Below are 24677 nucleotides of genomic sequence, written 5' to 3'. Positions count from 1 at the left end.
ACCTCGGTCTTTCTTTCAGATATTTTCATGATAGAGACGGCAAGCCATTTGCGTCCACATCAAGCAAGTCTCTCCTTCTTGGGTCAATGATTGCCCCGGGATGTCCGGGCATCTACCTTTAGACTGAAATACGGATGGCGCGATCATAAATACGCCAGAATACGCTTCGCTGGACAACTTCATGCAAATAGTGAGTGTGCATTGGTTAGTACGTATTGCAACCCGGTTTCTCCTTTGCTATAATCCTTGCCAAACTTTGCGACCTACACGGCAGCCGCGAACTTCCCAAAGGAAACGACACGCGGCCGGGGAATCTCCGGCTGAACGGTTTGCGAGCGGTGTGCCCCTCAAACTCCCTTCTGCAGACGTTCTGAGGTGTTTCAGTCGTGCTTTCAAGACACTCAAGCCTGCTTCTGACCGGTGGTATCGTTTTGCTGCCGTTCGCAATTTTGTACCTGCCGGTGGTGATCGGCTATGAGGGGTCGCTTGCTGCCCAAAGCAGCACGGGGCTGTTGACCGCTCAAATCAATTTCCAACCGAAATCCTCCACCCTGCCAAGCGGTTACATCGAAGATACAGGCGCAGCCTACGACCAAAGCCGCAAGTTCGGTTGGGTGCGCGAAGACAGTCTGGCGTCCGCGACACCGACACCGATCGATATTTCGCCCAACGCCCGCGATCGAAAGGTGGGCGGCATCGACCCGCGTCTCAATACCTTGCAGCACATGGAATACCCGTCGGGCGGCACCGAGCCGACGGCGATCAAGGTTCCGGCCGCCTGGCAGTATGCTTTGCCGAACGGTTCCTATAGCGTCCAGATGAGCGTCGGCGACCCTTCGTATACCAGTAGTCAACACACTGTCAACATCGAAGGCATTCCGGCGATCAACCGCTACCAGCCCACCGCCGCACTGCCCTTTAAGCAGGTGCTCGTGCAAGCGGAGGTCGTGGACGGCACTTTGACCCTCGATTCGATCGGGGGCACCAACACCAAAATCAACAGCGTCGAGATCGCGAGCCGCCCCGGTTTTGATGCGGTTGCCTGGGAGAAAAAAGCCGCAGGTCCGATCAACCGCGCCGAGGCACAAGGGGCGATGGTCGCAGGCAAGCTCTACGTCTTCGGCGGGTATACCGACACCACCTTTAAACCCTCGGTCCGCTCGGACCTCTACGATCCGGCCGACAACACCTGGAAGCAGATTGCCAACCTGCCCATCTCCACCACCCACGCCGGTACGGCTGTGGTCGGCACCGATGTGTATCTGGCGGGCGGTTACATCGGCAAAGAAAACGGCGGCCAGACCTTTGCCACCACCAACGTCTGGAAGTACAACGTCAACTCGAACACCTGGAGCGCTCTGCCGCCTCTGCCGCAGGCGCGCGGTTCCGGGGCGTTGGTCGTGTTGGGCGCTCGGCTGCACTTCTTCGGCGGGGCCGACATCAATCGCAAGGACAAGGGCGAGCACTGGTATTTGCCGCTCAACGGCGGCACCGGCTGGACAAGCGCCGCCTCTTTGCCCAATCCGCGCTCGCATATGGGTTATGCGGCCTTGGGAGGCAAAATTTACGCTGTGGGCGGCCAGTACGGCTTCGATGCCAATCTGGTGGCCCAGAATTTTGTGGATGTGTGGGATCCCGCTTCCCCTGGGGCGTGGACGCGGGTGGCGGGTCTACCCGAGCCGCGCGGCCATATCTCTTCCTCGACGCTCGTGGTCGGCAACCGGCTCCTCGTCATCGGCGGACAGCAATTCAACGGCTCCTCCGAGGCCGATGTGTACGCCTACGACCCGCTCGGCAACGCCTGGTCGGTTCTCACCCCGCTGCCTGCCCAGCGCCACTCGGGCGTGGCGGGCAACACCGGAACCCAGTTGCACTACACCGGCGGCAACTTGACATCCAACCTCTGGCAGGGGAGAGCGGCCCTGGCGGTTTCCCTGCCGGCAGGGCAATGGGCCGAACCGGAGGACGAGGGCATCGCCGCTATGGAGCACTAACCGAGGCGCTCGCGGCCGTGGGGAGCGGCAAAGTCGACGAGCGGTCCGGCGGGCACGATGGCGGTGGGGTTGATGTTGGTGTGGCTGCGGTAGTAGTGGCGCTTGATGTGGTCGAGGTTGCACGTTTCGGCCACCCCCGGCTGCTGGTAGAGGTCTTTGAGGTAGTTCCAGAGGTTCGGGTAATCGACGATGCGCCGCAGGTTGCATTTGAAGTGGCCGTGGTAGACCGCGTCGAAGCGCAGCAGGGTCGTAAAGAAGCACCAGTCGGCCTCGGTAATGCGCTCGCCGCACAGGTAGCGCCGGGTCGAGAGCACCTGCTCCCAGTGGTCGAGGGCAGCGAACAGTTCGCCCACGGCTTCTTCATAGGCGCGCTGGCTGGTGGCGAAACCGGAGCGGTAGACACCGTTGTTGATGGGCTGGTAGATCGCATCGATGGTTTCGTCGATCTGCCCGCGTCGGTCCTCGGGATAAAAATCGGCGTCGGTCGCGGCGAGGGCGGCAAATTCGGTGTCGAACATGCGGATAATCTCGCGCGATTCGTTGTTGACGATGGTGTGGGTGAATTTGTCCCACAGCACCGGCACCGTCACTTTTCCGGTGTACTGGGAATCCGCCTTGCAGTAGACTTCCCAGAGGTAGCGCGCCCCATTGACGCTGTCAGGCAGCGATCCTGGCTCCTGGCCGAAGCTCCAGCCGTTGTCGCGGATCTCGGCATCGACAATGGATACGCCGATCACTGCCGCCAGGCCTTTGAGTTTACGCAAGATGAGCGTGCGGTGCGCCCAAGGGCAAGCCAGAGAGACATACAGATGGTAGCGGTCCGGCTCGGCCATGAAACCGCTACTACCGTCGCGGGTAATTTTGTGGCGAAACGTAGTCGCAGTGCGGTTGAATTTGCCTTCCGCATCGCGGTCTTTCTCTTCGATGACCCAGCGCCCTTCCATCAACCTTCCAAGCGGCATGTGTCCTCCTTGGGAACCCTTACGCGCCCATTGTCGGATCCCGTGCAGCAAGTTGGCACAGACCACCGGACAGATGTCGCCAAGCAGCAAACCGGCTGCGGGAGTTTAACCTGGGTAGATATTTCGATACTCTCGACGCTGCTATGCCCATGCCCTCCGCCGCCCTTCTTCTCGCCCTAGCCGCATTGCCGCCCGGGGCTGCCGCCCAGCAACCGCCCCGCATTCCCACCGAAGAGCAAATCGATAGAGCCTGCGCCACTGGAGCCGCCGACACCCTGCCCAACCCGTTTCGCGATGTCCGCCCGGAGCACTGGGCCTACAAGGCGGTCCTCAACCTGCATTATTGTGGAGCGGCAAGGTCGGTCAGGAAGACCATTTCAGCCTCCTAGCCAAGCCTTCCTGTATAATGCTGTGTACACAAAGGTTCCGCTGTGCTTAATCGCCGTCGTCCTCCCCTGATGTATCAGCCATCTGCTCACCGACTCCGGGCTACTGCGCTTATGCTGGGTGCCTGTTCCGGACACTCTCAGCTCTGATCATTTCGGCCTCAGTTATCGCCGAATCTTGGCACCGCTACTCTGGGCGACCCCGGTCTCATCTGGGGAATGATCGCTGGACTAAAGTGCGACCCTCGCACTGGGGATGCTCCTGCCAGGTATGCTCACCGGCCTGATCGTCTCCTCCACCCTTGCCATGATGGTCGGCGGCTACCTGGTGGCGGGATGGTTCAGGCTGTTCGGCCCAGAAGTTCTGGAGTCCATTCAACCAGCCCTGTGCAGTGCTCTGATCGGCCTGGGACTAGCCGGGCTGAACGCAGTGCTCTGACGTAACCTTTGCGACTGATGCGCGAGATCTGCCGCCAATGAGTGAGCGGTGTGCCAAGTGGTTGACGGACATAGCCTAGGCCACCGCCGTGGGCCTGTTTCTGGCGGTCCTGCTGCCGGTCGCGTTCATCTTCAACTGCTTGCTACCGCCACTTTGTACCCGATCTTTTTGATGACCGCCGCCAACTGGTGCTGAATTCGATGCTCTGGCTGGTGGTGCTCGCCGGGGTTATTGTCTAGTTTGGGGAGGTGTTCGGCTTGCCGTAAGCGACTTGCAGATGGCGCTGCTGCAGCCTAATGGGGGCTGCCAAGGGAAGGCGAAGCCGCCAATACCTCTCGCCCTTCGTTTGCGCCTGGACGGCCGCTGTCCGGCAAAGTGGCAGTTCCTGCAACCAACGATAATGTCGTTGGCCTTTCTGGAGTGCACAAAGGGGCTAGCGAATCTACAGAGATTGCAGCACCTCGATCCAAGCATCAAAACAGCCACCCTTTATCATCCAAAATATCCCAAGCCACTCGGATATGCCTGGGCTCGAAAGTCCTTTTGCGGTCATTCCACGCATGGGTAAATTGTACGGCTTTTTCCGGAGTACCTGCCCCTTCCGTCTTAGCAACCCAGTGGACCGTGGACAGCAACTCCATGCCGTAGGAGGTCTCAAAACCCTCAATGAGATCAATCACCCGCTCGAAGCGCTCGCGAGTTTGCGGGCACTCCTCAAGAAACGCCAAAGCCATCCCGACCGCCTCCGCGTTCGGCTCTATTTGCTTTGTGGGGGAGTCTTCGCCGTCTCCATAGCCACTGATGTAATGCCCGTCTATTGCGTTGAGCACATGGCGTAGGTTCTCCGCATAAGGCCCGTAAGTCCCTTTGGTGTAATTCAATCTGAGCGCTTCTCCCGCTTCCTGCATAAAGTACATAAGTTTGTGGAGTTCCAGTAGCGTGACAAACGGGTCCATCAACGCGGCTAGGTACCGATCCATCAATCCGAGCAAAACCGCCTTGCCCGGGGACATGGAAGGCTTTTTATTCGACTTGGGCATTGTGGCAGGAGAGGGCGCACCCACCGGTTCGAAAAGTAGGACGTGCACCCAGGGCACCTGAGCGAAAGCTGCTTCTATAAGGGGACGCACCTCCCGCCAATCCAATCCGCCCAACCCGCAACCTAGCGGGGGCAGGGCAAGCGAACGAATCCCAAGCTTTTCTACTTCCCCGATCAAGGAACGGAGACCCGATTCGATATAGGACAGCCTACTTGATCCTTTCCAATGATCTTTGGTGGGGAAGTTGATGATGTAGCGGGGATTGATGAAACTGTGCAAATCGTGCACAAACACCTCGCCCAGTCTCACTTCTTTGCGCTTGCAGGCCGACTCATACGCCTTGAAATTTTCCGGGTATGCCTTGCGGAATTGTAAGGCCACCCCACGCCCCATCACGCCGACACAGTTGACCGTATTGATGAGGGCCTCCGCATCCGCCGACAGAATATCACCCTTTGTAAGTTCGACCACTACAGCATCTCCTCCTTTCTCAATAGTACCAGTTGCGTTGCACTACCACCACGGGATTGTACTTCGTTCCCTCAAAGAGTGATTCGATTTGTTGCTCTACTTGCGAATCAAAGACGCCGACGCGATCCACGAAGGTCAATGGAAACGACTCAAACAGCAAAAACTCTGCTTGCTTGCCCTCTTTGATTGTGGCATCTCGAAAATCGGTAGCGCTCACTGCTGACCAATTAATCCGATATAAATCCCTCAAATCATTGTAGAAATCAGCGTAGTGCGTACCAGCATTTCTGGTAGAAAAAGCCCAAGGCTTTTGATTTGCTTCTGCCCATTGGACTACTACTTTTAATTTCGATTCGAGGTGCAATATGGGCTGCTGTCCACCTGTGTATTTTAGATCTTTGTGGTTTTTGCAGTGCAAGATGTATAGCATGATAGAGCGAGGACAGAAGTAGAATGGAACGTACTCTCCAACCTTGGTCCCTGGATTGCAGTGCACCTGTAGTTTTCTACGACGCTCCTTGATATCGCTTATGCCAATGTTCAGATTGGCCAAGCCCCGGGCAATCATTTGAACGTCCGACCAAATGCAACCGCAATCAATCATCGAAGCTAGGCTTTGGACTGGGGTAATGTGGTATATCTTTGGCTCGATTGGGGGCGGGGCAGTCAAAGGTGGCTCTCAACGGTTGAACATGGTTATCAGCAAGAAGGGCAGAGTTTGCTGCTGGACCTTCACGGAGCGGTAAATTGCGTTCGGTACGCGCTTTGCTTTGCGAAAGAGCTCGACTGCGAGCACCGTTTTGCGGCGTCGCCATTAGGCGGCATGCTCAGTTATTGGCTACCGTCAATGCTTGCTACGGCGCGTTGCAACCCCTCGACGTTTGAGTCTTTGCGAGCAAGTGTACTCCTTTTCTCCCAAACCTTCATCTCTAACATGCTCAGCCTCAAGCACTCGCCACGGGGCGGGAACTCAGAATCCGCTCACGCTTTGCGCTCCTGTTCTTGGATGGTTGCCGTCCTGGTAAACAGCGGTTCGATCTGTCGCAGAGGCTTGCGGGGAAGGTGCTCATGCACCCCCGGGGCGGGCGAAGGGAATAACCAAGGAACAGGTGGAACAGGTGTCAGCGACGGAGACGAAGTTCGCAGCCTTTGAGCGTTTGCTGCGTTTAACCGGCGCTCCGATGCATCTGGGCGCAGCCAAGAGGACCGGCGAGCGCTAAGCCACCCATTCCCACCCGTTTCGCCAGTACACGTGCACAGACCTCAGTGCGTGCGCCCGCTCTCGCACTCCCTTCAGGCTTTACCCCGGGGTATAACCCCCTTGGGGGAAATGGCACCCGAAAGGGATACCTGCCCCTTTCCCTTTGGCGTATCAGCTCCTGCTATGTTGCGGCGGTGAGAGCAACGATGAGCGCTTGGCGGAGATGGGGGTATTGGGCAAGCAACTCGGGCGGGTGCGCAGCGGATGGGCACCAGAAACCAGACGCCCGCACCGGGCCACCTACCGGCTCCCGGACATCGCTGTGGCCGGAATGCGACAGATCGACGCAGATGAGGCAGAGAACACACTTGGCTGGGGCTGGGAAGGTACTGTCTCTGCGCTGACCACCAGGGACCAGAGCCGCGACGACGGCTTGCCCATCCGGCAGCAAGAAGACACGGCAGACGCCATAAGGGAGTAAGCGCCACACTCCGCTGTCGAATTCGAGCACGTCTGACCCGCTGCTTTCCAATTCGGCCAACTGGGAGCAGGTGACGCAGTCAATGCCGATGGCGGTCGCGCCGCCCAGCACAGGACGCAGGTAAGCCCAAGGATAAGCATCCTGGGGTAAGACCGCACCAGCAGAAACCCTAACCGCAAGGGCACACCCTCTGGTAAGCAGATCCGCCAGTCGGTCAGGATCGCAATACCCCTGTTCGCTCAAATGGTCAGGAATCTGGTACCGAGCCAGTGCCTCGAAGTGCCGCCGGTACGGTCACCAGGAGGGGATTTCGACGGTGCGGATGTCGATTGCTGAGGAAGTCATTGCTCACTTACAGCGGACGGATGTCCATGCTAAGCACCCGTGAAGTGAGTCTTGTGCATTTCTTGAAACCGATAATTACTCTTGCGTCGATGCAGTATGGGCGTTATCCTCACTCGGCTCCTGGGAGTCCCTGAACACCTTGATCTTTGCTTCAAGCTTGGTGTAGGCACTTTCGAGATCGGCAGGTTTGGGTGAGTTACTTCCCTCGCGCTCATTCACATATTCGCGTACCTTGTTTAAAAGGCTAACCGAATTAGATATTGCAGACTGAGCTACGCTTGCAGCTTTGACGGCCACAACGCCGAGTTCCGGATCGAATGGTGAACGGTTGCCATGCATTAAATCGGAGCGGACATCGTAGACAAACTGCGCTTCTGCACAGTTATGGTCGAATTCTTTTAGGTAGCTGGGGTCATTCTGCGGCATACCCAACAATAAAAGAGCCGTCCTGCGACTAACGGTCTTGCGTAGATCTTCCGTTCTTTTGGTGATGGTCAGCCGCTCAAGTGCTGCCACGAATTTCACGATCTTTGCGGAGGGCAGGATTTCGCGGACGGCTTGGCCGTGCCACGAGAGGGCATCAAGGATCCGCTGATTGAGTTGATCTGTCCTGGATGGATCCAGGTAGGACCAAAGCATCTCGCCCACCGCCTGAAGAATTTGTCCCTTAGGCCCTTCAAAGACAACAGGGAACCAGCCAGGACCAAGTATCTCCTCAGCGCTCCCGAACGAATACGAAAAGCTGAAGCCGCCCTGAGCATGTCGGCTCAATTCCACAAAGTCAGTTCCAATACTGGGCGAGTTACCTTGTCGGAGCTTTGCCCCCCGGCCCCTCCCCAAATGCAATCGCAGAACGTCAAGTGCGCCTTCCACCGCTAAGCGCGCCCTTTCGGCAGAAACCTTAGGGTGGCATCGTGGCACTGAGACTTGTGCCATCCAACTAAACCCGGAACAGTATTCCTCGAATCGCTTGAAAAAGAAGTCGGCCGCTTCTGAGGCGCTCTCCTCGGGTGTTCCGGTGGGTTTGCCGAACACCTTATCCCAAGGTTTGGGAGTCGGGTCGAGCTGGGATTTCAAGCTCGCTTCGTAACGCTTGTTGCGTTCGGCATCGAACTCTTCTTGGTTTTCAGCCAGAAACTTTTCCCTGCGGGTGAAACGAACGGGGCCAATTGTAATTTCGGCGGGTTCCTCATCGTGCACCAAGATGCACGGGATGAAGTGGGTCAGTTCGGAATACTCAGCCTTTGCTCTGCTTAGAGCTGCCGTGAACATCTTGTCGATTTGTCTTGTGTCAACAACCTTCCGGTCTTTCACGAACCGTCTCCCGAAATCCGAGATTACTGCCTTACGAAAAGTGTCAAAGTCCACTTCGTCCTTGTCCACGGGACGCGAATCCAAGTATCGCTTCGACATCCTGGCGAAACAGCGCATGGCTTCTACGCCACACACCAGGTAGGTTCCCGTATAGAAGGGATTGGGGATGAGCGCCAGACGGTCCAAAGAGCGCGATCCGAGGAGTGCGAACTTCTCATCCTGCGACATCGCAGCGAAGCGCATGATTTCGTCGAAGATGAATTCCGCGTCTTGCAGATGTTCCTGCGCCTTGTTCGCCATAGTGCCAGCACCCCAGGATTGACGAAGAGTTCAAGTCCTCATTGAAGCCTGGAAGTGATTTTATTTGAGCTTTTCAGGAACAAGTCTCTTACCCTTGGGGTAATCTGCTATGTACTTGTCTTGATGATGGAAGTCGATGGTCTAATTTACTCCATTGTGATGCAGAGCAATTTGCGGTTAATTGCCGGGAGGACATGCGCCCTTGGCGCGCTTGCGGCGTTGGATAGGTGTACTGCGCAGCAGGCGCATTGTCGAACGGGGCAATGCAGGCGGCAGTCCACAGACATCCCAACCGGTCAGGGCGACCCCCGGCAATGACACCTCGCAAATTACCATCTGTGGGGTATGCATGCTATCTGCATTTCTACTCCCAGGAGTCAAGCATGAAGGCTAACCGCCCTGACGAACAGGAATTTGACAAGTACATGTATCAGAGTTTCGTCTCGACCCTGAAAGGTCTTCAAACACTGGGCTACATCGTTGCCATCGCAGTGATCGAGGTAGGCATATACTCTGGAGAACCTTCAGGCCCAGTGGCAGGTCTCGTTGTTGGGCTGGTGATTGCCTTTCTGGTTTACATCTCGTCCCCTGGGGACTCGTGGCCGTGATCGACCTACTCAGCCGCATCGAGTACAACACCCGCCGATAGATTGTCAGCAGTAACACGGCCATCAAGATGCTGGTATCGGGGAGTACCGCCGGGGCTCGTGACGACTGGTACATTTGACCTCAAAGCAGGGGTTGAGGCTTGATCGGGCATGTCCGGCGATGAGATAGAGAAGGGGCTTCAGTGGCTGTTTGAGTTTTTGGATCTGAGCAAGTTGGGCGGCTGGAAGGATCTGATCGATACCTTGGGATACCTGATAGAGAAACTGGACTGGTTGCTTGCTCCCATTGCGGTGTCTTTAGGTGCGCTCCTTAGAGTCTGGTGGTCGGGAAAGGTGCTTCCGTGGCTGCGCGGTCTTTGGAATACCGAAGCGGCGGCACAAAGAGAGTTGAAGGCACTCGAAACAGGTCTTGAGGAAGCGGAGCGTTACTACAACCGGCCGGATATTTGGTACCGGCTGGCGAGTGACTTTATGTTTGCAGGTTTTTGGTGGGTCATGTTTGCTGTTGAGGCGCTCACGATCGCTATAGCTCCGCCTGTGAAGACGGGCGTCCTTGATGTCATTTTTTACACATTCTTTGTAGTTCTACTGCTATTCGGTTTGATCTGGGCCGGTGCGAGGCTGGGCGACGTGTGGGTGATCCTCAGTCGGCTGGGCCGCCACAAGGAGTACCGCAAGCAGACCCAGAAAAGGATCGGCGTTCTCACAATGAAAGCAGGGTTACCTCCAACTATGCATAGCCCAGGCGCAGCTTCCCAAAAGAAGGCAAAGCACCTCGAACTCAAGGCATGGATAAGAGCCAGGCGGGAACAGCCGACTTTGCCGACCGACGGCAACTCAACTCCCCCTAAGTAGCGCGGATTCGAGTCGCTGCCAGCTCTTCAGGTGTGCGCCTGGGGGCTGGTGGCAGCTTCAATCCGTTGATGAGGCGAGCCAGTTCGCTGACGGTGAGTCCATGGGCACGGGCGAGATGGCAGATGCGCCGCTGATGGGCTTTCCAGCATCCCGTCCGCCCCTTAAAATGCCTCACGGGCGGACGGGGCTGGATGCTGCTTTTCCCGTGGATGGGTTTGGGGCGTCTTGCTGGGCATCCTGAAGGGGGAGATTTGGAATCGGCTGTGAACTGCAACACCGGCTTGCTGTCTGGGGAGTGTAGGAGGCGCACTTCCACCCCGCCGAAGTGTCCGGCCTCATCGAGCACGGTCAGCGCGGACCAGACATCCCGCGATGGTTGCGCCGGTGATCGTAGCGGTGATGGGTTGCCCCCCTTACGCCGGATGCGCGGCGAGTCGGGCCGCTTTAAGGAGCGCCCCATGCAGTTGGTGGCTGACGGGCTTCTGGTCAGGCGCAGCGCAACGGAGCGGCTTGCGGCCGAAACCTTTGGCGTGCAACTTGGGCGGTGGGCGACGGGTGGCGACCATGGTCATTCATTTCTCAAAATGTAAGGTTTTTTCCGGTTCCCGATGGGTAAATAAAGATTTTTCGAGCACAAGTGAGATTCTTGGGTAGGACTGTGCATGCTGTCTTAGGAATATCGACCAATCCCTATGCTTGTGTCCCAATAAAGTTTTTAAATCAATCGGGAACCGGGAACCGTTTTCCCCTTCCGTGAGCTATACATTTGATTTAAACCATGCCGTTTCAACCGGATTCGGCATCAGCAGCCAAGATCCGCCTTGCGGCTGAGCAGATTTCACCCTCTTGGTCAGTGCTTCTGGTGGTGCATATTCCTATGCTAGGCATACTAGAGCAAGGTTTGGATACCCCCATGGAAAACAAGCCCAACTACGGCGATTTTTCTTCATACTTGCCCCACGACGAGCCGAGTGCGGGCACCAACGAGTCGGCGAAGGAAATTCCCGACACCGGCCATCGCCAGCCACCGCCCGCGAGTGAGCACACCGACCAGGCTCAGGTCAAAGAGCGCATCGACGATGCCCTCCATCAAACCGCCGGCAAGCTCCATGATCTCGCTCAAAAGCTCGAAGGCTACGGCGAGTCCGGCTCTCAAACCGGCAAAGTCACCGAAAAGGTGGCCGGTGGTCTGCACCGGGGAGCAGAGTACCTTGAAAAGGCCAAGGTCGACGATCTGGGCAACCAGTTGACGGAGACGATCCGCAAGCAGCCCCTGGCCAGCCTCGGGATTGCCTTTGGCGTTGGTTTTGTGATCGCCCGCCTGTTGCGGAGGTAACGGCAACATGCAGCGGCAATCCGAAGCAAACCTTGGCCTGTTGCTTAGCCAACTCGTCTCGCAGGTTGAGCAGCTGTTATCGGCCCATCTACGCCTGGCCCGCCAGGAACTGGCGGCCGACGGCAAAAAATTCGCCACGCAGTCCGGCGGTATCGTAATCGGCGGCACCCTTGCCGTTCTCGGCGTCGCCTTCGTCGGCCTGGCCTTGATCCGCGGGCTTGAAATCTGGCTTGCCCCCTGGCTTGCCGCTTTGATCGTCGCCGCGCTGTTTCTGGGCGGCGGTGCGCTCATTGCCCTTTCATCGGTGCAACGTCTGGGCAAAATCGACCAACTCGGCCGCACCAGAGAAGAAACCCAGGAGACCATCGCATGGCTGACTCGCAAGCAATAACCTACCAGCAGAATGGCAACGGGACCGCGAGGACAGCAGAGCCCGTCTCCACTCCCGAACTGCCGGCTGAGGAAGACATTCGGCGCACCCGCGCCGAAATTTCTCAGACCACCACGCTCATCCAGCAGCAGTTGCGCGCCAATATGAGCTGGCGTCTATGGGTTTACCGCTACCCACTGGCCATGACGACCCTTGCGGCGGCAGCCGGGGTGGTGGCGGGATTTGCCCTTCCTGGCGGCGCGCGGGCCTCCGGGGGGCGTTCTTCGAAGGCAGAGGCCGACGGTCCGCAGCCGAACCGCCGTGAGGAGCAACTCATCAAGGAAACCGGCCAAACCACTCTGGTGGCAACGGTGGTGACCAATCTGGCGACCATGGCTCTGCGCGAGGGATCGCGCTACTTGGCCCAGCGGTTCTTCGACGGCGCCCCGGAGCGCCGCTGAACCGACCACTCGATGGGCTGCCCGTCCGGACGGTCCGGACGGGCACGTTTTTGTGAGCCATACCGCCGGGCGACCGAACCAGCCCGGCGGTACTTTCTGCAGATTCTAGAAAAATCGTGATGAAGTCCACGATCGCAAGGGGATCGAGATAGTATCAAGCCGCGAGAGCCAGTCTCTATACCAATTCATTCTTGTGAACATTTTTGTACTGATTAAGCAAGTTCCTGACCAGGGTGCCAAGGCCGGCATCAACCCGGACGGGACGATCGATCGGGCCAGAGCCAAGCGCATGCTCAACCCCTTCGACCGCTATGCCCTCGAAGCGGCGCTATTTGTCCGCCGCCTCTACGGCGGCACGGTGACGGCGATCAGCATGGGTCCGCCCCCGGCCGTCGAGGTGCTCTACGAGGCCATCGCCCACGGTGTGGATCAGGCCATCTTGCTGAGCGACCGGCGTCTGGCCGCCTCGGACACCCTGGCTACCGCCTACGCGCTCTACTGCACCGTCCGCTACGCCGGAGCGTTCGATCTGGTCTTCTGCGGGTTGCAAACTACCGACGGCGACACCGCCCAGGTCGGCCCGCAACTGGCCGAGCGGCTGCAGGTTCCCCAGATTACCTACTGCGAAAAATTTGAAATTGCTCAAGGTGCGATCGTCGCCCGCCGGGTCATCGAAGGCGGCGCCCAGACGGTGCGCTGTCCTCTGCCGGCAGTCGTCACCGTCGCCAACTCCGCCCCCCGCCTGGCCTACAAGACCCTGCGCGGCGCCCGGCGCGTCCAGCAACTGCAGCGCGACGAAGCGGAGCGCTCGCGGGTTATCCGCACCGTCAACCTCGACGACATTGGCGCCGACCCGGTCCGCTGCGGCCTCAAAGGTTCGCCTACAATCGTGGCCGCCACCGAAAAAGTCGGCGAAATTGGCGGCAACTGTACCCTCTACCAGGGCAAGCCTCTCCAGCAACTGGTAGACGATTTGCTTGCCGCCCAGGTGATTGCACCGGAGCTTGTGAAGCAATGAGCACCAAACAAGTCCTCATCTTTGTCGAACAGGAGGACGGCTGCGCCCGGCCGGTCGCCTTTGAACTGTTGGGAGCGGGCCGGATGCTGGCCAATAAACTCGGGGCGGAACTGGCGGCATTCGTAGCCTGCGATTCGGTGGGAGAACTGCCCGAGACGCTCGTCGCCCACGGGGCCGACCGGGTCTACGTGGCGGAGCATCCGGAACTGGCCACCTACCGCACCCTGCCCTACCGGCGGGTGCTCATCGATCTCATCGCGGCGATGGACACCCCTCCGCACATCGTGCTGTTCGGTTCCACCACCACCGGCCGGGATTTGGCCCCGCGCATCGCCGCCTACTTCGAGACGGGGCTGACTGCCGATTGCACAGAACTCGACATCGGTCCCTACGAGCACACCAACGCCCAAGATCCGAGCAAGGTGGGTCTCTACCCCGACTGTCTCTACGCCATTCGTCCCAGCTTCGGCGAATCGCTCAAAGCCCGCATCCTCGGTCCCTGGAAAAATCCCCAGATGGCCACGGTGCGCTCCGGGGTGATGGTGCCGCTCGCTCCCGACGCCACCCGCACGGGCGTGGTCCAGTCGGTCCCGGTGCACCTCGAAAGCGCGGATCTGCAATTGGTGGTCGCCGAGACCTTGCGTTCGCTGGGCGAGCAGGTCGAACTGCAGGGCGCCGAGGTGATCGTCTCGGGGGGCTACGGTCTGGGCAATCCCGAGGGTTTTGCCCTGATGTACCAGCTCGCCGCTTGCTTCGAAAACAGTGCCGTGGGTTCCTCGCGCAAGGCGGTGGACGCCGGTTGGATCGCCCACGCCCACCAGGTGGGCCAGACGGGCAAGACCGTGCGCCCGAAGCTCTATATCGCCTGCGGCATCTCGGGGGCCATCCAGCACCGGGTCGGCATGGACAAATCGGCCACAATTGTGGCCATCAACAAAGACTCCAACGCCCCAATCTTTAAATTTGCCCACCACGGCATCGTGGGCGATCTCCACCAGGTCATCCCGGAACTCATCCGCCAACTCAAACTCCAGAAGACCTCTACCCCGGACACGAGCCATGTCGCCACCCATTCGCTATGATTTGCTGCTGGTCGGGGGCAGCGCTTCGAATCTGATCCTTGCCCACCGCCTGTTGGATCTGGCCGGCAAAAGCGGCCTGCCCCTCACCATCGCCCTGGTCGAAAAAAGCGCCCAGTTCGGCGCCCACATCGTCAGCGGTGCGCTCACCAAGACCCACGTCCTCGAAAAAGTCTTCCCCGACTTCAAGACAAACGGCTTTCCAATCGAGGGCTATGTCACCCATAGCCACCTGAGCGTGCTGGGCTCCGAGGAGCGCTGGGATCTGCCCCACGCCATCGTACCCAAAGGTTTTCGCAAAGAGGGCCACGCCATCTTGACCCTGAGCCATGCCATCCGCTGGCTGGCGGAGCAACTGCAGGCCAAAGCCAAAGAGCTTCCGAACGTTCTGCTGGACGTCTTTCCGGGGTTCGCCGCCCAGGAGATCCTCTACGAGGACCAGCGGGTCGCGGGTGTGCGGGTGAGCGCCTCGGGCGACGTGTTCGAGGATGCCATCTTCGCCGAATTCACCTGCTTCGGCGACAAGGGATTCCTCTCCAAAGACTTGGTGGAGCGTTTCGCCTTGCGCCCCAATCCCCAATTGTGGTCGGTGGGAATCAAAGAAGTCTGGGAAGTCGACCTCGACTGTCGGGGCGTCGTCTGGCACACCCTGGGCTATCCGATTCTGGACGGCACCTTCAGCGGCGGTTTCGTCTACGGCCTGGGCCACAAGAAACTGGCCATCGGCCTGGTGATCAGCCTGGACAGCAAAAACCCCAACCTCAACCCGCAATTGCGCCTGCAACAGTTCAAGGCCCATCCCTGGATACAGGAACTGATCCAAGGCGGGCGGCTGCTCAAGTACGGCGCCGCGGTGATCCCCGAGGGGGGCTACTACAGCCTGCCCACCCGCTTTGGCGTCGAAGGGGCGTTGCTGTTGGGCGATGCGTTGGGTGTCCTCGATGCGGCCAGTCTTTCCGGTCTCGACAAATCGATGGAGACCGGTTACGTCGCCGCCGAACTGTTGCACGGCGCGTTTGTCGACCGCAACTTCGAAGGTCTGACCGAACGCTACAAAAGTGCCGTCATGGACGGTTTCATCGGTCAGGAACTTTACGCGAGCCGCCACTTCCGCCGGGCTTTTCTCGAAAACGACCGGCTTTTGGGCGAGTACCTGCCCGCCGTCTGCCAGAGCGTCGATCAGGGCCACCCCTGGCTGGGCAGTCTCAAATTCGGTCTCGGTAAACCGATCCAGCGCTCCACCGATACGTTCCAGGCTTTGGGACTGATCCTGGGGCGCATCAGCGGCGACAAGATCTTCCGCTACACCCCTTGCCACGAGAATATCGAACCGGCCTTCACCCAGCCTGCTGTGGCGGTCAGCACCCAGGCGCGGCCCGAGACGCTCTTGAGCCGTCCCGACGCGGTCTTCTTTGCGGCCCCTCGCTACCACGAGGGCAACCGCCACATCGAAGAATTCGATGCCGATACCTGCCGCCGCTGCATCGCCGTTTACGACCGGCTGGGCAAACCCACCCCCTGCATCGCCGACTGCACCGCCGAGGTGCACCGCATCGACGAAGCGGGCGGTGTGCGTGTCCACGGTATGTCCCTCGAAAACTGCATCCAGTGCCGCACCTGCGAGATTGTCTGTCCGTCGGTGAATTTGCGGGTCAACCCGACCTACGAAGGCTCCGGCCCGGATTTCTACGGCCTGTAGCATAGATCGCCGGGCTTTAAGGTTGCTGTTCTTCTTCGCCGAACAGCCTGCGCAGGATGTGCCCCTGGGCACGGTAGAGATCCTCGATGCGCTCCTGGTGCGACTGCAGTTGCCGCTGCTGGGTCTCGATGACCGGCAAAATCCGGCCAAAGGCGTCGGTGAGCTGTAACACGGCCGTGTTGGTAGCAGCCAGTTGGCGCTGGGTCTCACCGACTAGCTGCAGTGTTTCACCGATCTGCCGTTGGGTCTCACCGACCTGCCGTTGGGTTTCACCGAGCTGGCGCTGGGTTTCACCGATCTGTTGCTGGGTGACGGCCATCTGCTGGTTGGCGACCACCTGCCCAACCCGCAATTCAGCCATCAAATTGATCTGGTTGTCCAGGCGCTCTGTCAAAGCTTTCAACCACTGTTGCCACGGTTCGCTCATGCAGCACTCCTAAAGGGGCTGTACATTCCGATTGCCGCCTCCCTTGCTCCTCCTATTGTGCGCCACAGGCCGAACCCGCCTCAGAAAAACGTCCTGCCGTCAGACAGACTGTCCGGCGGCGACAGCGGCAAAGGCAATCTCCCGGGCCACCCGCACGAACTCGCGCACCACCGCCGGGGGCTCCGCCCGCCAGGCGACGGCCACTTCCAGATGAGGGGTCTGCTCACGAAGCGGTCTGTAGACTACCCCCGCTCGTTGAAACTGGCGCGCGGAGGCGGGCAGCAGGGCAATGCCGACACCACCCGCCACCAGGCTCACGATCGTCTGGGTGAGCACCGCCTCCTGGGCGACGCGCGGCTTGAAGCCCGCCTGCTCGAAAATTCCCGTCACCAGGTCGTAGAAGCGGCGACCGTCCGCGCGCGGGTTGATAATCAGCGGCTCGCCCGCCAAAGCTTCCAGTCCCAGGCTCTGCTCGCCCGCAAACGGATGAAATTCGCCCACGGCAACCACCAGCGGCTCGCTCAACAGCACCTCGCAGCGCAGGGCGGGATCCTCGACGGGCAGATAGAGAAAACCGACGTCGATCCGCCCGTCGCGCAGTTCCGACAGTTGCCGGTCGGTGGTCAATTCGCGCAACACCAGTTCGACTGCTGCGAAGCGTTGCCGGTAGGCGCGCAATATCGCAGGCAGCACGCTGTAGGCCGCAGAACTGTTGAATCCGACCGCAAGCCGACCGCTCTCGCCGCGGGCGGCCCGTTGTGTGGATCTCACCGCCTGCTCCAGTTGCGCCATCACCAGCTGCCCTTCTTCGAGCAACACCCGCCCAGCCTCGGTCAACTGCACCTTGCGGCGGGTGCGCTCGAACAACTGCACCCCCAGTTCCGTTTCCAGCGCCCGGATTTGCTGACTCAAGGGCGGTTGGGCCATGTGCAGCTTCTCGGCGGCCCGGCTGAAATGCAGTTCCTCTGCGACTGCCAGGAAATATTTCAGGTGTCGAAGTTCCACGGGAGTTAGAAATTGATATGTCGTAGATATAAATTAGCCATTCAACAGGTATTGGACGTATCAAAGCTAGCTTTCTAGGCTGAGGATATCGTTGCAAGGCAGGAGCAAACGTGGACGGGGCACCGGCATTGCGGGGGGAACTGGCGGCTCTGGCCGCTGCCTTCTTGTGGGCGGTCGGTTCGGTGATCTGGAGCCTGGTGGGCAGACGCATTGTGCCCCTGGAGCTGAACCTGATCAAAATCGCCATCGCCATGGTGCTACTGGTTCCAACTCTATGGTTGGGGGGCGTGGGGCTCGCGGTCGATCGGCCTGAGGCTGTGGTCTTGCTGCTGGCCAGTGGGGTGGTGGGCATTGGTCTTGCCGATACGTTCTTTCTCGAAGCTCTGAAGCAATTGGGGGCGCGGCGGGCGCTGATGTTGCGCACGCTCGATCCGCCCTTTGCGGCGCTGCTGGCGTTGTTTTTCCTGGGAGAAGCGCTGGGCTTTTGGGCCTGGGGCGGCGTGGTGCTTACCGTGCTCGGGGTAGCCTGGGTGATTGGCGAGCGCACGGCCACCCGTTTGCCGGTTACCGAACCCAGTGCAGTTGTATTCCGGCGCTGGGGGGTGATCTGCGGTGTGTTGGGGGCCTTGGGCCAGGCGGCCGGGGCGGTGCTGGCCCGCCAGGCCCTGGTGGAAACCGAGATCACCCCGGCCTGGAGCACGCTGTTGCGCCTGGGTGGGGGACTCGCCGTCGTGCTGGTCTGGGTGGGATTGAAACGACAACCCCTCGGCCGCTGGCTTGAGCAGCCGCCGGTCGAGGATGGGTGGTCACTCGGGCAATTGCTTGGAGCGATCAGCTTTGCCGCTTTCACAGCGACCTTCCTGGGCATCTGGCTGCAGCAGACGGCTCTCAAATTTACGGCGGCAGGGATCGCCCAGACCCTGTGCGCCACCAGTCCGCTGTTCGTGCTGCCTTTTGCCGCCTGGATGGGCGAGAAAATCGGTTACCGGGCCATCCTGGGGGTGCTGGTTTCCCTCGGTGGGGTAGCGTTGCTCATTGGGCAGCGGTGACAGTGCAGCGAGAATAGAGGTAAAGCTGCATCGAAACAATGGAAAATTCTGCCGATAGGCCGGACGCTGGGCGTGGGCTGTGCGGATTAAAGATCCGAGGATTTGTGGAGATCATCGAGCGACTGCTGGACAAGGAGGCACCGCAGCCGGACGGCGAGGGTCGGCGCGTCTACGAAGGAAAGCCCTACCGCGTCGAGAAAGGGCAGGATCAGCTCAAAGTCTGGTCCCAGGGACGCTTGGTCCTGGAGTTGGCGGGGGACGAACTGCGCACCAGCCACCTCACTCCCCGGGATCTGCTGGAGATCGGCCGCATAGAAGCCAGGCTCAAACGGGAACAGTGAACGGAGCCGATGGCGAGATTACCGGAAGAAAGCGAGATCTTTGACCTGTTGCAGCGGTTGATTGCCATTGTTGACTCTGCCAAAGCTCTCGAATTCAACCTGCTCCAGCGCTATGGCGAAATCCCGGAACTCATACTTAGTCTCGAACAACTGGACAACATCACTCAAAGAGCTGCAGATCCCTACAGGCGATTGACAAACTTGTTGCTTCGCATAGCAGAATCGCAGCCTCTACCTGCTACCGCTACGCTGGAGTTGCTGCAAAGTACCATGGAGATGCGCTTCGGTCTCGCGGCCCTAGAACGCAGCGTTGAGGAAATTCGGCTTACCTGGAGGCTCGATGAGTGACACCTACTTGCCCGATCCCGAGTCGAGAGAAGCAGTTCGGCTTCGTGCACAACAAGCGTGCGCTCAAATGGAGTCGGCAACCAGGAAATTGGCCGAGATCATCGACAAGATCGAATCACAAATACGGAGCAGTCCTTTTGAGACTATCCGCTCTCGAAGAGCAGATCGGATCTCGTAGCGCAATGACCCTGCCTGCGAACTGAGTAGTAGCCGCAGCGATCCTCGGCTTGCAGTCGCGTGTTAGCCTGGCTCACAGACCGACGGCATAACATTCGGGGCGTAGCCCGACCGGCAGCTCCGGCGGAAGACGCTACGATAAGTCTCTGGGAACGCCGGAGAGAAGCATGGCCGAGGAAGATTTGCGCCGCACGCGCCTGGAGAAGGCCGAGCAGTGGCGCGTCCACAACCAAAACCCCTACCCGTACCGCTACGAGCGCACGCACATGGCAGGGGATTTGCAGGCGAAATACAAAGATCTCGAAAACGGCCAGGAAGTCGAAGATGCCGTCTCGGTGGCGGGCCGCATCGTCGCCCGGCGCGTGCTGGGCAGCGTCGCCTTTTTTGGCCTCCAGGACGATTCGGGTACCATCCAGCTTTATTTCGACAAAAAGCGCATCCGCGAGAGCATGGGAGCCGACGCCTTCAAGTGGCTCGACAAGCTCACCGACACCGGCGATTTTATCGGGGCGCACGGTACCATCCGCCGCACCGAGCGCGGCGAACTGTCGGTCTACGTCCACGAGTACGAGCTGTTGTGCAAGTCGATTTTGCCCTTGCCCTCTGAGTACTACGGCCTCACCGACGTCCAGAAGCGCTACCGTCAGCGCTATCTCGATCTGATCGCCAACCCCGGCGTGCGTGAGACCTTCCGCAAGCGCGCCCTGATTGTGCGGGAAATTCGCCGCTTTCTCGATGAGCGGGGCTTTCTTGAAATCGAGACCCCCGTGCTGCAGACCGAGGCCGGGGGCGCGGCGGCGCGGCCCTTTACCACCCACCACAACGCCCTGGGCCTCGATATGTTCTTGCGCATCGCCACCGAATTGCACCTGAAGCGGCTGGTGGTGGGCGGGTTCGAAAAGGTCTACGAACTGGGGCGGATCTTTCGCAACGAGGGCATCTCGACGCGCCACAACCCGGAATTTACCACCGTCGAAATCTACGAAGCCTACAGCGATTACTTCGACATCATGGATCTGGTGGAAACCCTGCTGCGCGCGGTGGCCCACATTGTCCTCGGCTCCACCGAACTGGTCTGCGAGGGCAATACGATCGACCTGGGCGCCCCGTTTCGGCGGATCACCATGTTCGATCTGGTCGCACAGATGACCGGGGTGGCCCTGGCCGGATTGCGCGACGGCGAGAAGGCGGCCCGCCTTGCCGAAGCAGTCGGTGTCGAGGTAACCGCGGGAGCCTCGGTCGGCCAGATTCTCTACCAGCTATTCGAAGAAAAGTGCGAGGCGAAGCTCACCCAACCTACCTTCGTGCTCGACTATCCGGTCGAAATTTCGCCGCTTGCCAAGGCCCACCGCTCGGTGCCGAACATGGTCGAGCGCTTCGAGCTATATATCAACGGTCGTGAGACCGCCGACGGTTTTTCAGAACTCAACGACCCGGTCGATCAGCGCGCCCGCCTGGAGGCCCAGGCCAAAGCGAAGGCGGCGGGAGACCTGGAGGCGCACCCCTTCGACGAGGATTTTCTGACCGCCATCGAGCACGGCCTGCCTCCCACCGGCGGCGTCGGCATCGGCATCGACCGGCTGGTGATGCTGCTCACCGACAGCCCGAGCATCCGCGATGTGATCGCCTTTCCGACCCTCCGGCCGGAGGCGGGGGAATAGTCTTCAACAGCACCCGCCGCCCTGGTAGTGGTAGGTCGGGGCGGTGATCACCAGATCGCTGTGGTGTAGGCGGGCGAGCTTGTCGGCGGTCTTATCGCACACGGCGGCGGGCAGGCCCACCGGCAGGATGTGACCCGCCCGATCGTCAAAGTGTTCTTCCTGGCCAGTGTAAATGGCCGTGCGCCCGGTGAAAATACACGGACCGTCCGCGGGCACCGGCACGTTGTAGGCCGCCAGTTCGATACTCTCCAGCAGCAGATTCGCGTCCAGGCCGTAGCGGGCGCTGTCCAACACCCGGTAGGGGCGGCGCGCCCGGATGTCGATCTGCCCGAAGCCCGCCTCGACGATGCACCCCAGGTACTGCTCCAGAGGCAGGCAACCGCTCAGGCACATCGCGCGCAGGCGTTCGTCCGCCTGCAGGTGCGGCGGTATGGGCCGCGAGGCGATCGGGTCGGACAGCACCAGGCGACCGCCGGGAACCAGCACCCGGCGCACCTCCTGCAAGGCGGTGAGCAGATCGTCGGGCTCGAAGATGTTGAACAGGCAGTTCTGGGCCACCAGGTCGATCGCGCCGTCCGGCAGGGGCAGCGCCAGAGCGCTACCGTCCACCAACTCGACAAAATCCGGCTCGAACCAGTCGTTGAGGGCTGCGGCGGTCTGCAGATTCCGGCGGGCCTGCTCGCGCATCGCCGCTACCGGATCGACTGCGACCACCCCGCCCGGGTGCCGGGCGAAGTAAGCAAATTGCAGAGCCTCCAGGCCGCCGCCAACCCCGATATAAAGCATGCGTTGCCCCTCGGCAAAATCCTGCAGGTGCACGGTGCTGCCGCAACCGTAGTTCATCGCTTCCATGACCGGTGGGATCACCAGCCCGGGCAAATGGGGACGCGCCTGCTGCACGCAGCACAGGGCGGGTTGGGGGGTGAGGGCGGCCTGCTCGTAAACTTGCTCGGTGGTCTTGAGATAACTTTTCATCGCCGAAACCCCTGTCGTGCCGTCCCCTCCACGGTAAACGGCCCGAGCCGGATTGCGCCGCCAGACCGGAGAGCCTGCGTTTTGCCTCGACACCAATACCTCACGGGCTGAGCTTGCGCGGGGTGCCGCCGGTACCGGCGGTAAGCCCCTGCGAAAGCCGCTCGACGATGGCGCTGGTAGCCTGCATCAGGGCCGCACCATTATCTTTAACGCCGGTGGGTAGCGTGCGCACCTGGATATCCTTCCACAGGCGCCGCCCCTGTTGATCGATCAGTTCGAACTGCAGGACCACTTCGGCGGCGGCCCCCTGGCTGAGGCCCAAAAAGCCGCCGCTCACGTAGGTGCTGCTGCGCACCAGGCCGAGCATGACCGCGTCCACCCCGAGGGTACGCGCGAGCAACTTCGGGTCGCTGGTGAGCAGTTGGGCAGGCTCGATCCCCAGTTCGGCGAGGCGGGCAAAAGAGGCGTCCGGGTCGCTCACCTCCCAACCGAGATGGGCGAGTTTTTCGGCGAGCACCTGACCAAGGCTCTCCGCCCGGTTGGCCTTTTCGTTGTAGAGCGCCGAGTCCGGCCCCAACAGGGCCACCCGGTGGATGGACGCGAGCGATTCGTGGCGGGCGATAGGCGGCAGGTCGGCGCCGGGCTTGCCGTTTTCGGCCAGGGCACCCTTCGAAAACTGGTTAGCGACGTCCTGGGCAGTGATCACCAGGGCATTGCCCAGCATGGTGCTGTCGACTTTGCCGCTCAAAAACGGGTCGTCGCGGTTGGCGACTTCCGCCTTCCAGGTCGAATGGCCGTCGCGGTCGAACGCCTCCGCCCGGGCAACGACCGTGGGCGATTGCAACTGCGAGAGCACGAAGGGCATGTAGGGATTCCACAATCCTGCCAACCGCTCGATGGTGCGATCGGGCATCCCGACGCGCAGCGGCTCGCCCACCAGCACATAATCGGCACCGAGCAGCGAGGCGACCTGACGCACCGCCTCCGGATCGCCCGTGCGCAACTGGTCGGGGCTGAGGGCGAGGGTATCGAGGACCGTCTTAATCTGCAGCGGCGGCACGATCTCGAAGCGGCGGGTGCGCAGCAGGCTGCCCGCCACCACCTCCGACACGTTCGGGAAGCGGCCCCCGGCGCGGGCCTGGCCGGTCTCGAAGCCGACGACGGCCACCTTCGGCAGCGCGGCGGTGGGGGGCAGCGCGGAAGCAAGTATAGGCATCAACAGCCGGCTCGCCCCCGCCGGTCCGTCAAACTTATTGAGCTGCGGCAACTCTGCAGCCAGGGTGTCCCAGCGGCGCAGGTGGGTATTCTGGCCCGGTAGCCCGCCGTGAAGCGTCCACAGGTGCATCGAGTCGGGGTGCATGAACACGTCGCGCGGCGGTGCCGCCAGCGTCCGTTTGCGCACCGCCTTGCCCTTGAACGGATCCCACAGGAGCAACCCGCGGTCGTAGAGGATCCACAGGTGGCGGTTGTCGGCGGCGGGCAGCACCCGGGCGATGCGGGCATTTTTTTCCAGTTCAGTGCCCACGCGCAGGCGGCGGATGGCGGCGTTGGAGCGGGTATTGACGACGATGACGCTTTGGTCGGCGGCGATGAGGTAGAGCAGATTGCCGTCGGTGCTCAAGCTCATTTGCGTATGGCGCGGATCGAAGGCGATCGGCAGCGCCGCGCCGCGCTCGCCGGAAAGCGGGTTGATGGGATAAATCCGCCCGGCCGGTTCCGGCAGCAGTTCTATCGCCGCGACATACAAGCGTAAGCCGTCGCCCGCCACCGCCAGATCCGCAAGCCGCCCTACCCCCACGAAGGTCGAGAGCACGGCGAACTGGCGTGTTTTCGGCTCGAAGCGGTAGATAATCGTGTGCGCGTGCGGATCTTGCACCCCCAGATAGGCAAGCCCCGTGCGCTCCTCGTAGTCGAGGCCGAATAGACGCCACTGAGCGGCAGCGGCGCGCTGGAGCACCGGCAATTTTTCCCTGGGCAGGCCGTCGTCGTTTTTGGGCCGGTTCGGCCGCTCGTCCGGCACCATTGCCTCCGGCAGGGGCACGGTCGCCACAAGTTTGCCGGTGGTACCGTCCAGGACGCTGAGGGTGCTGTGACCGGCTACGAGCAACTGTCCTTCGCGGGTGCGCACGGCGTTGTGGTAGATGTCCGCCACCGGCACCGGCGTTTGCCCGAGAACCCTGCCCGTATCGAGATCCAGCCGGTGAACCTGCTGGTCGGCGGGGTCAATCAAAAAACCGCCGATATCGGCGGCGGCGTTCCCGGCTGTGCCCAACCAGGCGGCGAGCAGAGCGGGGATCAAAGCAGGAATGCGTGGAATGTGCATGACGGTGGGGAG

23 protein-coding genes are annotated in these 24677 nt (G+C 60.4%); 15 read left to right on the top strand and 8 right to left on the bottom strand.

The features are described from left to right. The first annotated feature begins 431 nt into the window (after nt 1–431). A complete protein-coding gene (locus GLL_RS17420) occupies nt 432–1994 on the top strand; it encodes a Kelch repeat-containing protein (protein ID WP_164929273.1) in 1563 nt (520 codons plus the stop codon). Here GLL_RS17420 and GLL_RS17415 read toward each other — a convergent pair. After that, on the bottom strand, nt 1991–2956 hold the full coding sequence (locus tag GLL_RS17415) for a glutathione S-transferase family protein (RefSeq protein ID WP_011143363.1): 966 nt from the start codon (nt 2954–2956) through the stop codon (nt 1991–1993). The genes GLL_RS17420 and GLL_RS17415 overlap by 4 nt on opposite strands. Nucleotides 2957–3099: 143 nt before the next feature. Here GLL_RS17415 and GLL_RS17410 point away from each other — a divergent pair, with 143 nt between their 5' ends. Next, nucleotides 3100–3345 carry a hypothetical protein gene (locus tag GLL_RS17410; protein WP_197530030.1) on the top strand — a complete coding sequence of 82 codons (246 nt, stop codon included), beginning with the start codon at nt 3100–3102 and terminating at the stop codon, nt 3343–3345. Between the two features lie 268 nt (nt 3346–3613). Beyond that, nucleotides 3614–3781, top strand: coding sequence for a hypothetical protein (locus GLL_RS17405; RefSeq protein ID WP_164929272.1), 168 nt, complete (start codon nt 3614–3616; stop codon nt 3779–3781). 473 nt (nt 3782–4254) lie between these two features. Here the strand turns inward: GLL_RS17405 and GLL_RS17400 are convergent, their stop codons facing one another. The 3 genes from GLL_RS17400 to GLL_RS17390 all read right to left on the bottom strand — a co-directional run bounded on the left by GLL_RS17400 (nt 4255) and on the right by GLL_RS17390 (nt 8933). Further along, entirely contained in the window at nt 4255–5292 is a 1038-nt protein-coding gene (locus GLL_RS17400) for a type II toxin-antitoxin system antitoxin DNA ADP-ribosyl glycohydrolase DarG (RefSeq protein WP_011143360.1), read from the bottom strand. Between the two features lie 19 nt (nt 5293–5311). Beyond that, the gene (locus GLL_RS17395) at nt 5312–5962 is read right to left on the bottom strand and encodes a type II toxin-antitoxin system toxin DNA ADP-ribosyl transferase DarT (RefSeq protein ID WP_269446159.1); all 651 of its coding nucleotides are present in this window, start codon (nt 5960–5962) and stop codon (nt 5312–5314) included. 1432 nt (nt 5963–7394) lie between these two features. Next, nucleotides 7395–8933 (bottom strand): HEPN domain-containing protein, encoded by a 1539-nt coding sequence (locus GLL_RS17390; protein ID WP_011143358.1) that lies wholly within the window; start codon nt 8931–8933, stop codon nt 7395–7397. 383 nt (nt 8934–9316) lie between these two features. Between GLL_RS17390 and GLL_RS17385 the strand changes: the two genes are divergently transcribed. The 8 genes from GLL_RS17385 to GLL_RS17350 all read left to right on the top strand — a co-directional run bounded on the left by GLL_RS17385 (nt 9317) and on the right by GLL_RS17350 (nt 16359). Further along, a complete protein-coding gene (locus GLL_RS17385; protein ID WP_164929271.1) occupies nt 9317–9541 on the top strand; it encodes a hypothetical protein in 225 nt (74 codons plus the stop codon). A 150-nt stretch (nt 9542–9691) separates the two neighbouring features. Continuing rightward, a complete protein-coding gene (locus GLL_RS17380; RefSeq protein WP_011143357.1) occupies nt 9692–10396 on the top strand; it encodes a hypothetical protein in 705 nt (234 codons plus the stop codon). Between the two features lie 913 nt (nt 10397–11309). Continuing rightward, complete coding sequence (locus GLL_RS17375) at nt 11310–11732, top strand: DUF883 family protein (RefSeq protein ID WP_164929270.1); 423 nt, start codon at nt 11310–11312, stop codon at nt 11730–11732. 7 nt (nt 11733–11739) lie between these two features. Further along, a complete protein-coding gene (locus tag GLL_RS17370) occupies nt 11740–12123 on the top strand; it encodes a phage holin family protein (protein WP_011143355.1) in 384 nt (127 codons plus the stop codon). Next, on the top strand, nt 12102–12563 hold the full coding sequence (locus tag GLL_RS17365; protein WP_011143354.1) for a hypothetical protein: 462 nt from the start codon (nt 12102–12104) through the stop codon (nt 12561–12563). Before GLL_RS17370 ends, GLL_RS17365 begins: the two co-directional genes overlap by 22 nt. Before the next feature lie 193 nt (nt 12564–12756). Next, on the top strand, nt 12757–13581 hold the full coding sequence (locus GLL_RS17360) for an electron transfer flavoprotein subunit beta/FixA family protein (protein WP_011143353.1): 825 nt from the start codon (nt 12757–12759) through the stop codon (nt 13579–13581). Then, the gene (locus tag GLL_RS17355) at nt 13578–14663 is read left to right on the top strand and encodes an electron transfer flavoprotein subunit alpha/FixB family protein (RefSeq protein WP_011143352.1); all 1086 of its coding nucleotides are present in this window, start codon (nt 13578–13580) and stop codon (nt 14661–14663) included. The genes GLL_RS17360 and GLL_RS17355 overlap by 4 nt, the downstream gene beginning before the upstream one ends. After that, entirely contained in the window at nt 14641–16359 is a 1719-nt protein-coding gene (locus GLL_RS17350) for an electron-transfer flavoprotein:ubiquinone oxidoreductase (RefSeq protein WP_011143351.1), read from the top strand. Before GLL_RS17355 ends, GLL_RS17350 begins: the two co-directional genes overlap by 23 nt. 16 nt (nt 16360–16375) lie before the next feature. Here the strand turns inward: GLL_RS17350 and GLL_RS17345 are convergent, their stop codons facing one another. Then, nucleotides 16376–16786 (bottom strand): hypothetical protein, encoded by a 411-nt coding sequence (locus GLL_RS17345; RefSeq protein WP_011143350.1) that lies wholly within the window; start codon nt 16784–16786, stop codon nt 16376–16378. Between the two features lie 99 nt (nt 16787–16885). Then, nucleotides 16886–17791 carry a LysR family transcriptional regulator gene (locus GLL_RS17340; protein WP_011143349.1) on the bottom strand — a complete coding sequence of 302 codons (906 nt, stop codon included), beginning with the start codon at nt 17789–17791 and terminating at the stop codon, nt 16886–16888. A 110-nt stretch (nt 17792–17901) separates the two neighbouring features. Between GLL_RS17340 and GLL_RS17335 the strand changes: the two genes are divergently transcribed. The 4 genes from GLL_RS17335 (at nt 17902) to lysS (ending at nt 21367) form a co-directional block, all read left to right on the top strand. Further along, nucleotides 17902–18840, top strand: a complete 939-nt coding sequence (locus GLL_RS17335; RefSeq protein WP_011143348.1) for a DMT family transporter — start codon at nt 17902–17904, stop codon at nt 18838–18840. 38 nt (nt 18841–18878) lie between these two features. Beyond that, nucleotides 18879–19181, top strand: coding sequence for a hypothetical protein (locus GLL_RS17330; RefSeq protein ID WP_011143347.1), 303 nt, complete (start codon nt 18879–18881; stop codon nt 19179–19181). A gap of 9 nt (nt 19182–19190) precedes the next feature. Next, entirely contained in the window at nt 19191–19529 is a 339-nt protein-coding gene (locus GLL_RS17325; protein WP_011143346.1) for a hypothetical protein, read from the top strand. Between the two features lie 344 nt (nt 19530–19873). Beyond that, nucleotides 19874–21367: a lysine--tRNA ligase gene (gene lysS / locus GLL_RS17320; protein WP_011143345.1), complete on the top strand. Its 1494-nt coding sequence runs from the start codon at nt 19874–19876 to the stop codon at nt 21365–21367. A 3-nt stretch (nt 21368–21370) separates the two neighbouring features. Here the strand turns inward: lysS and arsM are convergent, their stop codons facing one another. Both arsM and GLL_RS17310 read right to left on the bottom strand, forming a co-directional pair. Next, nucleotides 21371–22342, bottom strand: a complete 972-nt coding sequence (arsM, locus tag GLL_RS17315) for an arsenosugar biosynthesis arsenite methyltransferase ArsM (protein ID WP_011143344.1) — start codon at nt 22340–22342, stop codon at nt 21371–21373. Nucleotides 22343–22442: 100 nt separating this feature from the next. Beyond that, on the bottom strand, nt 22443–24665 hold the full coding sequence (locus tag GLL_RS17310) for a hypothetical protein (RefSeq protein ID WP_011143343.1): 2223 nt from the start codon (nt 24663–24665) through the stop codon (nt 22443–22445). Nucleotides 24666–24677: the final 12 nt, after the last annotated feature.

The sequence above is a fragment of the Gloeobacter violaceus PCC 7421 genome (assembly GCF_000011385.1).
Taxonomy (GTDB): domain Bacteria; phylum Cyanobacteriota; class Cyanobacteriia; order Gloeobacterales; family Gloeobacteraceae; genus Gloeobacter; species Gloeobacter violaceus.
The sequence above is the reverse complement of the archived record's forward strand: the minus strand, read 5'-3'. Positions and strand labels throughout refer to the sequence as shown.